Below are 10,651 nucleotides of genomic sequence, written 5' to 3' on the forward strand. Positions count from 1 at the left end.
CATTCCGATTGTCCGGTGGAAAGTAGTCACAGCGATCGCGCTTATTCTGTCAGTTTCTCCCCCGATGGTCAATTAATTGCCTCGGGTTCTCGTGATAAAACTGTCAAAATTTGGCGGATCGATGGTACTTTATTGGGGGTTTTAGAGGGTCACACCGAACGGGTCAATAGTGTGGCCTTTTCCCCTGATGGTCGTCTGATTGCCTCCGGTTCGGATGATAAAATGGTCAAACTCTGGAACAAGGAAGGTGAACTGCTTCAAACTCTATCCGGTCGCTATCCTCATCAGTCTTATGTTACGAGTGTGACTTTCTCCCCCGACGGTCAACGGATTGCTTCCGCCAGTTGGGATAATACGGTGAAAATTTGGCATCTGGATGGAACACTCGAAAAAACTCTGTTGCAAGGCTATAGCGATAGTGTGGAAAGTGTTGGCTTCTCTCCTGATGGTCGGCTGTTGGTTTCGGCCAGTTGGGATGGCACGGTCAAGCTTTGGAGTCTCAAAGATGGGACTTTATTAAAAACGCTCCAAGGTCATACTTCGGGGGTTTTAGATGTGGAATTCAGTCCCAATGGAGAAATTATTGCCTCGGCAGGAGATGATAATACGGTGATTTTGTGGAATTTGGATTTAGATGATTTAACTCGTCGCGCTTGTACTTGGTTACATGATTATTTCAAGTATTCCAAAAATATCAGCGAGGGCGATCGGGCGCTTTGCGAGGAAGCGATTAAGGAACAAAGATTTCCTCAATCTCGCTCTCCCGCTTTGGAGTGGTTGAGCCGGTCTCGATAAGTCTGACGGATTTTTGAACCACTGATTACACTGATTTTCACGGATTGCGGAGGGTTATGATATGATTTTTTTGAAGAGATTCGGTTATTTGTTGTCGTTTTATTAAGGTTTATGTCTGAATTACCATCCCTCAATTTTGATAGGATTTGGGATATTCTCAATGATAAAATTGATGATGCAATGGTTAATCGTTTGGTTTGGCATTGTTTAGGGTATTGCTATGAGGAAATGACCCAAAGTTGGAATACGGATGCGGTCGATAATTTCTGGCGGGAGGAGTATCCAGAACCTCCCGATTTTATCGCAAGCCGACCGGCGACGGTGAAACTGACTCGTTCTATTCCTAAAGAAAACAAGCAACTGCTTAAGGAAAAGTTGGGTTTTTCTGGTTACAAGGTGGGTGAACTGATTCCTCGATTGACCCGTCGCGCTACGATGGCGAATTGGTTATTGAGTTATTTAGAGTCTCAATCCTGATTTGGGGAGAGGCTAGTCTTTCCTCTGGCTATTTTTGATTAACCCGTTGATTCATAATTGATGATTAGGAATAGGCAATTCTTCCCTCAAGCCAACCGGATTGAGGTTTTAGGATTTTACTCTATAAGTTGCAAGTTGTTAATCTGTTAGGCAATAAAATTAAACCTGGGCTAAATCTGCTGGAATTCTGATTGACGGCATTGGGTGTATAGGGCTTAATATTAAGGGAAGGTAAAAACTGTAAACAAATATTAAGATTCTGAATGGCTCGGGGGTGGAGCCTTCTGTGATGCCACCCTGGTTGGATGAAAGAATGAAAACTCCTATAGAGACTGCAATGCAATCAACATTTCCCAAAAGACTTCTAATATCTGTCGCGGCCTTTTTCCTGGCTATATCAGTTTGGGCGATCGCCCCGATTCCGGCTCAAGCTTATGACAATCCAGAGTTACTGCCGGATATCCAAACCCCGATTATTGACCTCGCCAACTCCCTGACGAGCATCCAGGAAGAGAACTTAATCCAAGAGTTAGAGAATTTTGAAGCTGAAACTGGCTGGAAACTGAGAGTCCTGACTCAATACGATCGCACCCCAGGTCGTGCGGTTAAGGACTATTGGGACCTCAACGATAAGAGCGTCCTGTTGATTGCCGACCCTCGCGGGGGCAATCTCTTGGGATTCAATGTGGGGGATGAGCTCTACCCCTTACTGCCGAGAACCTTCTGGATCGAATTACAAACCCGGTACGGCAATCAATTTTTTGTTCGGGATAATGGAGAGGACCAATCGATTCTCAGCGCATTAAGTAGCGTAGAAAATTGTCTGCGTCAAGGGGGGTGCCTGGTGGTCCCTGGGTTGCCGAGGGAGCAATGGATCCTGACCCTGATTACTTCAATTGTGGGTGGCATCATCTTTGGATTTGCTGCACATCCCAGAAAAGATCGACAAGGGTTTTCCTGGCAATGGGCCTTAATGTTTTCACCCCTGTGGGGAATTTTATTTATTGCCTTTGGTTTGGGCCCGGTGATTTCGCGGACCAGTGATTTTTTACCCTTACTGCGGAATATCCTGGGGTTTCTACTGGGTGCGCTGGTTGCTTATTTAACGCCGATTTTAAATGGGTCCTCGACTTCTGAAACTTAGGAATTCGTAGGATAAGAAACCGGGTTTCTGGCACTTTTTTTGCTGCGAATTGCTCCAGATTTTCTCAAAAAACCCGGTTTCTGATCGCGACTGGACCCCCAGAACACAGAGGCACTTGGCTGATTTGTCGATTAATCTACTGCCATTGTCTAGGTTCTTCCCAACCGGGTTGGTAGTGACGCAATAAGCTGGTATCGAGGGTGGGTCCTTCGGAGTCGATCGCAAAGGTAATGGTGGGATCTGGATGACCCGTTAAGGTTCGCAACAGATCGCCGGTTTCCACATTCCAGAGTTTAATCGTCTTTTCGAGACTGCCACTGGCGAGGGTTTTGCCATCGTGACTCAGGGTAACGCCGCGAACGATCCCCGAATGAGCGGCGATCGCCCGAATCAAACGCCCGGATTCCAAATTCCAAATTTTAATCGTCCCATCCTGAGAACCACTGACTAATAATTGACCATTGGGACTAATTGCCAGAGAAATCGCCACATCGGTATCAATATTAAACGAGCGAATTAAGGCCCCGGTTTGGAGATTCCAGAGATTGAGCTTTTTATCAATGCCACCAGTAGCGAGGATAGTCCCATCTGGACTGAGGGACATCGGGCGAACAGTTCCAGAATGACCATTCAGGGTCCGCAACCGTTGCCCTTGGACGAGATCCCAAATATCGATGGTGCCATCGTAGCCGCCACTGACCAAAATTTTGCTATCTTCACTAATGGCAATGGCACTGATTCCGCTGGTATGTCCAGCCAGGGTGCGAATAAAATCCCCACGACCCCGTTGCCAAATGTTCAATTTTTTTTCCGTACTGCCACTGGCGAGAGATTGTCCCCCCTGACCCGCAGCGATGGGATAGAAGGACCAGGAATGTCCACAGAGGGCTTGAGTGATTTCGCGATCGCGCAGTTTCCAGAGTTTAATCGTGCCATCGTAACTGCTGCTGGCAACTAGACCCCCATCAGCACTGATGGCAACGGGATAGACATAGTTAGAGGTTCCAGTTAGAATCCGTAACCATTCTGTAGAAACCGGGATAGAGGTTAAGGATTCCAGATAGAGATTCAGTCCGCCCATATAAAAGAGGTCATCGAGGCACAGACGGGCGCGACCCTCGCTTAGGGCGATTAAATGGGTGGGTAAAAATCCAGCTAAAATCGGGTGATAGTCTGACCGGGAGGGGTGAATCGGTTCGGGAATCAGGACAAAAATGATGGCAGCTTGGTGCTTAATTTGGGAGAGTTGGAGATTCCAGACTAAGGGAGAAGTGGAACTAAAAAGGGCCTGAACGGAAAGGGCGATCGCGGGATTATCTTTGAGGGTAAAATCGCCAGCACTTTGGGATTTTGGCGGATGATCTAGGCCAATTCGAGTGACCCGGTGATCTAGATAGGTGGCGACTGCTTCGACTCCAAGCTGATGGCGCAGGCGATCGCGAAACAGTTCCGAGGTGGGGGTTTGGGATTGAGCCGAGGATAGTCTCTGTTCATAGGCGGCATGAACTGCCCTGAAGCGTTCACCGGCGATCGTCACCTGTTCGCCATGCAAACCCGGAGACTGGCAATGCAGCAGTTCGGCCCTTTTGTGATTGAGCCGTTTAATAAAATCCGCCTGTTGAAATTTTAGGGGGGTCGTCCAGTCCATTGGTTGCTGTTATCGTTCTTGCCAAGATTGTACATAGATTGTCTCAGTAGACCTTGGGCGACTGCCCTAATCGGCGATCGCCTCGGAAACAAAGCACCCTAGTCCGGGGGTACAGTCAAGGTTAAAAACCGGGTTTTTCATCAAAATTTCTGCCCATCTGTAACAAATTTGAGCCAAAAACCCGGCGGCTTGTCCCTTTGACCTCATACTGTACCGACGTTCTAAAAATATGAACCCACAATCACCCACCGGAGATCTTTAACGGATAACTTTCTCGCTTAAATCCAATCTAAACCATCAAATCTGTGCCAAAAAACCGGGTTTCTGACTTCAATCTTGGATCTTAACCGAGATGAGTGTCAAGAAACCCGATTTCGAGAAACGGTCTGTCTTAGAATCAAACACAGAAAATTTTTCGGCGGAGTCCCTAATCTAAATGCTCCTCATCCATCTCCTCTAGGGCCAGGGGTTCATTCCCCGGAGTGCGGAGATTCTCTAACATTACTTGAATTTCTAAGGGCAGGGGCGGAGTCAGGCGAGAGACAATATACAGTGGGATGCTTTGGGTACGCTAGAGGGAGAGATATTTTTCCCTGGGGAAAAATAGGGGAAGTTCTGCGATCGCCACTTTGGGAGAAGTGTGATATATTATTGCTACAGATACCGATACAGTTTTTTTCTGGGGATCGCTGATCCGGAGTGAGAGTAAATCCCGGCGATCGCCTTTGTATGACTCATTTTCTGCTTTAGCGCTACACTGGCCGCTTCTTTTCCTAGGTTCCAATGACGAGTGCAATTTCTTTTTCTTCGCTCTACATCAGGCAGTGGTTTTGCAACTTTTCCCGTCCTGTTCTCGTCCGGTGAAATTCCCCGGGGGAGAGAATTTTTCTCGGCTTTTTTTGGGTGAACCCCCTTCTACTCTGTCACTTGAGGTAGAGGGGGAGGACTCATTTGTTAACCCGCTATTCCTGTAAGGGGAGATTGTCTTCTTGTGATTTGTATCACACCTATGGTCAGAACTCAAACGCTATAACCTTTAGAGGACAGTCATTTTTAAATTCATTACGGAAGCCGTCCAAAAGTTTATGAAGAAATATTGCAGTTGCTTGATTTAACTGTTAAAGTATGCTCAAGGGCGACTTAAGTCCATACTCGTATCTAGGAGGCCAGCCCACCATGTACAACAATCCAACGGATACAGTTCGGGACTCAGAATAGGACCGAGGGGAAATGGAAGCGTGCGATCGCGTAACATTCAACATCAAAATGCGCGAGGACGGATTGTCCAGTTCAAGCACACTTGAGGATTGGGTTTCCCAAGTAGAATTGGCATCTGTGGCGTTGACTCTATCACCCTGATTAGGTTTTGAAGTATTTTCAACCGGGATTTTGATGAAGGGTTCAGCAATTGTATAACGTACTAATTCTGGACACCCTTCATCAAAATTGCTGATGCTACTGATTACATTTAACTTATCCTTCTGATCGCCCAAATCGGTGACTCTGTGAAGTGCCAAAAATATCAACAGACTTGGCATGGAATGAGTAGAGGGATAAGACTTCAAGTATGGAGGCTTCACTTATGAAGATTCAAGACAAGACTGCACTGATTACTGGCGCGTCCCGTGGAATTGGGCGGGCGATCGCCCTAGAGTTGGCCCATCAAGGCATGAAACGGATCATTATTGTGGCCCGCGATCGCGACAAATTAGCCGAAGTGGAAGCGGAGATTGCCGCAGTGGGGGTAGAGGTTGTGAGTCTCCCTTTAGATCTCACGCAACCTGTAGAAGTGGACATTGCGATCGCCAAAGCGTGGAAGCATCATGGTCCAATTCACCTCTTGGTCAATTGTGCTGGAGTCGCACATCAGACCCCATTTTTGCAATCGAAATTTCCGAAAATTCAGGAAGAACTTTCCCTGAATATTATGGGAATGTACGAGATCACTCGCATGGTTGCCAAACGGATGGCGACAAGGCAGGAAGGTACAATCGTCAACGTTTCCAGCTTAATGGGCAAAGTGGCTGCACCCACCATGTCCACCTATTCAGCGACCAAGTTCGCCATCCTCGGCTTCACCCAAGCCTTGCGGGGAGAACTCGCGGAACATAATATCAAAGTGGTCGCACTTCTGCCCACCTTGACCGATACTGACATGGCGAAAAACTTAGACTTGTTTCGCTGGGTTGTGCCAATGACACCACAGCAGGTGGCAAAGGCACTGGTATCGGGACTTCATAGAGACTCCTCGGAGATCTTAGTGGGATGGCAAAGTCATTTAGCCGTTTTGTGCCAACGGATTGCACCGTGGCTATTGGATAAAATGCTATTGATGGCTTCCCCTTTATCTGGGGATCTGTCCAAGCGCAATTATCGCCGGAATCAAGCCTGCGATCGCCTACTCCGGGAGGCTGCTGCCACATCCCGTTAAGGGGTTTCTGAAAAACTAGGTTGGCACTATTGAGTAGGGGCAATTCATGAATTGCCCCTACATCAACGTAGGATTTTATTGCACTCCCATGTTTTGCCCCTAGATTTCCTCCGGGTTCAACTCATGGACTTACCGTGATTTGACTGGAAACGCTTGCGGTAAAAAGGGGCTGCTCTATTTTACCATAGTCCCTTCAATCCTACGCATCTTGCCAAAGGCATAAGAGAGAGAATTTTGCCGACCAGTTGAACCCTGTCCCACCCGAAAATTGCTCCAGGTCTGGATTTGGTGGCTTGCTGACCCAAGACACCCAGGAATTCTATGTCCGTAAATTTATAAAAAATGAATTCATTGATACAATAATCGGAAATCTCATGCTAGACTCATACCAATTAGAGAATAAATTCACCGGGTAACCGAGTCAAAAGCATCAGCCAACTGTTTCGGCTGACCCGGGATCCAAATGCTCTAAGCTTGGGCAATTATTTTTTGACGTTTCCAATATCTTCATTCCAGAAGAATTTAATTTTTTTGGAATGATTGTAATGACTGCTCATCATCTGTAAAATACAAATCCAATAAACATTATTCGTCTAGTGGCGAGGGGGTTGATCCCATGTTAAATGCACAACACAATTCCAAGGGAAACTTCATGGTAGTTGATTTGGCTGAGGGCGTTTTAGTCGGTTCTCTCATGCCCAAAGATAACCTCCCCGCACTGCGATCAGGATTTGCCGGTTATCCGGCGAATCCCCGATGGAATATTATCAAATATCGGGCATGGAAAATGGGACGACAGTTGCGGCAGTCTCTGGATGAAGGGGATTTAGTGGTCCGTTCCACGGATTTCATGTTAGTTCCGGCGCAAGAGAGTTCCTCAACTCAGATTGGAAAGGTGAAGCAACAAAGCGATCGCTTTCTAACAACTCCAATGGTCCTGGCTTAACCCAAATTCATGAATTCAGAATCTTCCCCTAGAAGGAGCGATCGCCTTAAAAGCGATCGCTCCTTCTCATTTTATCCAGGGTTTTAACCCTGGGCCGTAATGCGATCGATTAAGGCTTGTTTCACCTGTTCTGCATTGTCATTCTCAACTTGGCAAGTGCCTGCATTAGCATGACCCCCACCGCCATATTCGAGCATCAATGCTCCAATATTGAGATTTGAGGTACGGTTTAAAATCGACTTACCCACAGCAAACACCGTGTTTTGTTGTTTGAGTCCCCAGAGAATATGCATGGAAATATTGCAATTGGGATAAAGCGCGTAGATGGTAAACCGATTTCCCGCATAAATTGTCTCTTCATCCCGCAAATTCAGGACAACTAGACTGTTATAAACCTTGGCACAGTCTTTAAGCTGCTGATTAAATTTATCTTGGTGTTCAAAGTACAGGTCAGACCGGTCTTTGACATCAGGAAGCTGCAAAATTTCCTCAATGCTATGATTTCTACAGTAATCAATTAATTCCATCATTAATTGATAGTTAGAAATTCGGAACTCTTTAAATCTTCCTAAGCCGGTTCGAGCATCCATCAGAAAGCTCAATAGCACCCATCCTTGGGGTTCTAAGATTTCAGACCGCTCAAATTGAGCCGAGTCTGACTTATCCACCGCTTCCATCATTTCGGTGGAAATGTTGGTAAATTTGAGCGGTCCACCAAAGTAGTTGTAGACTACTCGGGCAGCAGAGGGAGCCTTTGGATCGATAATATAGTTATCTTGAGCGTCTGGATTGCGGATGGTTTCGCTTTCGTGATGATCAAAGACTAAATGAGCGGTTTGGACATAAGGTAAATTGGTGGTAATATCGCGATCGCTGATTTCAATTTTGCCATCCTGCATATCTTTCGGATGCACGAATTTAATCTCATCGATGAGATTGAGTTCCTTTAACAGAACAGCACAGACCAACCCATCAAAATCACTACGGGTTACTAATCGGTACTTGTGGTCGTCACTTGACATATTTCCCCCAGTTGGATCAGTATCTGTTTATTTTCGCTATGTGTCTCTATTGAAACCGATCTGTTCTCTGCTGTCTAGGATATGGATACCCCATTGCTTAGAAACCGGGTTTCTTTACCAATACCTTCGCCAATTCGTCACAAATCTGGGCGAGAAAACCGGTTTCTTGTCCCGGCAAAGGTTAGAAACCGGGTTTCTTATCCCAATTTTTGCCAATTCGTCACAAATCTGGGTCAGAAAACCGGTTTCTGGTCCCCTGGATTGAGTTATGGACTGTCTGAGGCGATCGCATCTTCATTTGCACCCATGCCACCCCGCCACAAGTTGACGATTCGGTCTAATCCCCCGATGGCAAGGGTGAGTCCATCAGGATACCAGGCGATCGCCTGCGCCCAATCTGACTCTGCCGAAATAAACCCGACTGCCTCTGCTGTCTCCAGATTCCAAAAGCGAATTCCATCCCGAGATGCACTGGCAAACAGTTGACCATTCGGGTTAATTTTCAGCGACTTGATCCAACTGGGATGATCCACCAGGGTGTAAAGCAGTTCTCGGTTAACTAAATCCCAACATTTAATCGTGGCATCAAAACTACCGGAAATTAAACGATTCCCATCGGGAGTAAAATCTAAAGTCGTAATTCCGCGATCGTGTTGAAATGAAGTCGTTAGAGGATTGCCGACAATAGCGGCCCCTTCACCGGGAATCAACGGCCATAAAATAATATTACCTTGATGAGTTCCTGCGGCGATCAGTTGTCCATCTCCTCGAAAAGCTACGGAATAAATCGGTTGTAAATTTAATAAGACCCGGATGAGTTGGCGATCGCGCAAATCCCAGAGGCGAATTCCATCTAAACCGCCACTGACTAAATTTCGACCATCCGGGGAAATTGCCAGGGAAAGGACGTTACTTCTATGTTCTAAAAATTGATGTAATAATTCACCTTTTTGGACATCCCAAACTTCGATCGCCCCTCCATCTGCAGAACTCACGAGGGTATTGCCATCGGGAGAAAAAGTTAGGGCAAGGACTCGATTTTGATAGGTTTTCCAGTGGCGAATCCGTTTTTCTTGTTGTAAATCCCAGATTTCAATTCTCGGATCATTTCTGCCTCCGCCAATGGCAATAAATCGGCCATCGGGACTAAAAGCTAGGGATTGAATCGTGGCGGATTCTCCTTCGATCGCCAGCAATAATTTTGGATTGGTCCAAGTCGGGGCGATGGGGCGATCGCGTTGCCCTGGGACTTGGGCATTAGATGCTGTACTCTCAGATAATCCGGACTGTACAGCAGGGTCAGACATCCGGGTTTGAGGAGTCGCCAGAGTGTTCTCCCCCAGGGAAAACAGGGCAGTTCCCAGCAGTAAGGGGAGGGCCGAAATATAACCTAGTAATCCAGGGATTAAACCCGGGTTGAGGACAGGGTTTTTTAATCTGAATCTCTCCATTCAGTTCACCAATAATCGATTCAGAACTTACGACTTAACAATATTAATTCAAAATCCACCCGGGTCATCTACTTGAAATTTAGGCGGGAAATCAGTCCCGATGATGATAAGAGTCTTGTTGAATATTCGGACAAATCGTCTGAGCAACTTGGTCCAGGGGGGGGTGTTCTTGCCATCCCTGGATAATACCTTGCAACTCAGAACGCAGGGTTTCTAATGACCGGATTTGTTCATCAATTGCAGTAACTTTGGCCTCTAAATGATGTCGAACTTCTTCACAAGGTAACTCGCCGCGATCGTGAACCTGCAAAATATCTTTGATTTCCGTCAGACTTAATCCTAAAGATTGCGATCGCTTAATGAATGCCAGCCGATTCATAACCGTAGAATCGAAGATTCGATAACCCGAATTTGCCCGTTCTACGGTCGGTTCCAATAGGCCGATTTCTTCATAATAGCGAATCGTCTTCACCGGCAAACCTGAAGTGGCCGACACTTCGCCAATTTTTAGGGATTTTTCCCCCACCAGAATTTCCATAATCTTGCGATTGAGGTGAACGGTATTACAACCCCTAAACGGTTATTGCGGGGGATATTTTTTAGCTAGACAGACGGGAATCCCTCGCGCTTTACCGAGCGAAGGTTAGTGTGGGATGAAAGGCGCGGTGAGATGAGGATTCCACTCGCTTACAACCTCCCACGCCGTAGGCGTTGAGCCGTGAGCGTGTGGATGACGA

11 protein-coding genes are annotated in these 10,651 nt (G+C 46.6%); 5 read left to right on the plus strand and 6 right to left on the minus strand.

The window, feature by feature from the left end:
- From J0895_RS18855 to J0895_RS18865, 3 genes are all read left to right on the plus strand, one after another.
- A partial coding sequence (locus tag J0895_RS18855; RefSeq protein WP_207089548.1) for a WD40 repeat domain-containing protein occupies positions 1-795 on the plus strand: 795 nt, incomplete at its 5' end.
- Between the two features lie 111 nt (positions 796-906).
- Positions 907-1,272, plus strand: a complete 366-nt coding sequence (locus J0895_RS18860) for a DUF1823 family protein (protein WP_207089549.1) — start codon at positions 907-909, stop codon at positions 1,270-1,272.
- 337 nt (positions 1,273-1,609) lie between these two features.
- The gene (locus J0895_RS18865; protein ID WP_207089550.1) at positions 1,610-2,416 is read left to right on the plus strand and encodes a TPM domain-containing protein; all 807 of its coding nucleotides are present in this window, start codon (positions 1,610-1,612) and stop codon (positions 2,414-2,416) included.
- A 136-nt stretch (positions 2,417-2,552) separates the two neighbouring features.
- On the opposite strand, the gene J0895_RS18870 is transcribed toward J0895_RS18865, so the two are convergent.
- From J0895_RS18870 to J0895_RS18880, 3 genes are all read right to left on the minus strand, one after another.
- A complete protein-coding gene (locus J0895_RS18870; RefSeq protein ID WP_207089551.1) occupies positions 2,553-4,064 on the minus strand; it encodes a WD40 repeat domain-containing protein in 1,512 nt (503 codons plus the stop codon).
- 571 nt (positions 4,065-4,635) lie between these two features.
- On the minus strand, positions 4,636-4,848 hold the full coding sequence (locus J0895_RS18875) for a hypothetical protein (protein WP_207089552.1): 213 nt from the start codon (positions 4,846-4,848) through the stop codon (positions 4,636-4,638).
- Positions 4,849-5,182: 334 nt separating this feature from the next.
- Entirely contained in the window at positions 5,183-5,602 is a 420-nt protein-coding gene (locus tag J0895_RS18880) for a hypothetical protein (RefSeq protein ID WP_207089553.1), read from the minus strand.
- A gap of 44 nt (positions 5,603-5,646) precedes the next feature.
- Between J0895_RS18880 and J0895_RS18885 the strand changes: the two genes are divergently transcribed.
- Both J0895_RS18885 and J0895_RS18890 read left to right on the plus strand, forming a co-directional pair.
- A complete protein-coding gene (locus tag J0895_RS18885) occupies positions 5,647-6,495 on the plus strand; it encodes an SDR family NAD(P)-dependent oxidoreductase (protein WP_207089554.1) in 849 nt (282 codons plus the stop codon).
- A gap of 616 nt (positions 6,496-7,111) precedes the next feature.
- Entirely contained in the window at positions 7,112-7,441 is a 330-nt protein-coding gene (locus J0895_RS18890) for a hypothetical protein (RefSeq protein WP_207089555.1), read from the plus strand.
- Positions 7,442-7,524: 83 nt separating this feature from the next.
- On the opposite strand, the gene J0895_RS18895 is transcribed toward J0895_RS18890, so the two are convergent.
- The 3 genes from J0895_RS18895 to J0895_RS18905 form a co-directional block, all read right to left on the minus strand.
- Positions 7,525-8,463 carry a DHH family phosphoesterase gene (locus J0895_RS18895; RefSeq protein ID WP_207089556.1) on the minus strand — a complete coding sequence of 313 codons (939 nt, stop codon included), beginning with the start codon at positions 8,461-8,463 and terminating at the stop codon, positions 7,525-7,527.
- A gap of 266 nt (positions 8,464-8,729) precedes the next feature.
- On the minus strand, positions 8,730-9,914 hold the full coding sequence (locus tag J0895_RS18900; RefSeq protein WP_207089557.1) for a WD40 repeat domain-containing protein: 1,185 nt from the start codon (positions 9,912-9,914) through the stop codon (positions 8,730-8,732).
- 91 nt (positions 9,915-10,005) lie between these two features.
- Positions 10,006-10,452: a heavy metal-responsive transcriptional regulator gene (locus tag J0895_RS18905; RefSeq protein WP_207089558.1), complete on the minus strand. Its 447-nt coding sequence runs from the start codon at positions 10,450-10,452 to the stop codon at positions 10,006-10,008.
- Between the last annotated feature and the right edge of the window lie 199 nt (positions 10,453-10,651).

It is taken from the genome of Phormidium pseudopriestleyi FRX01 (assembly GCF_017313335.1).
Classification (GTDB): domain Bacteria; phylum Cyanobacteriota; class Cyanobacteriia; order Cyanobacteriales; family Laspinemataceae; genus Laspinema; species Laspinema pseudopriestleyi.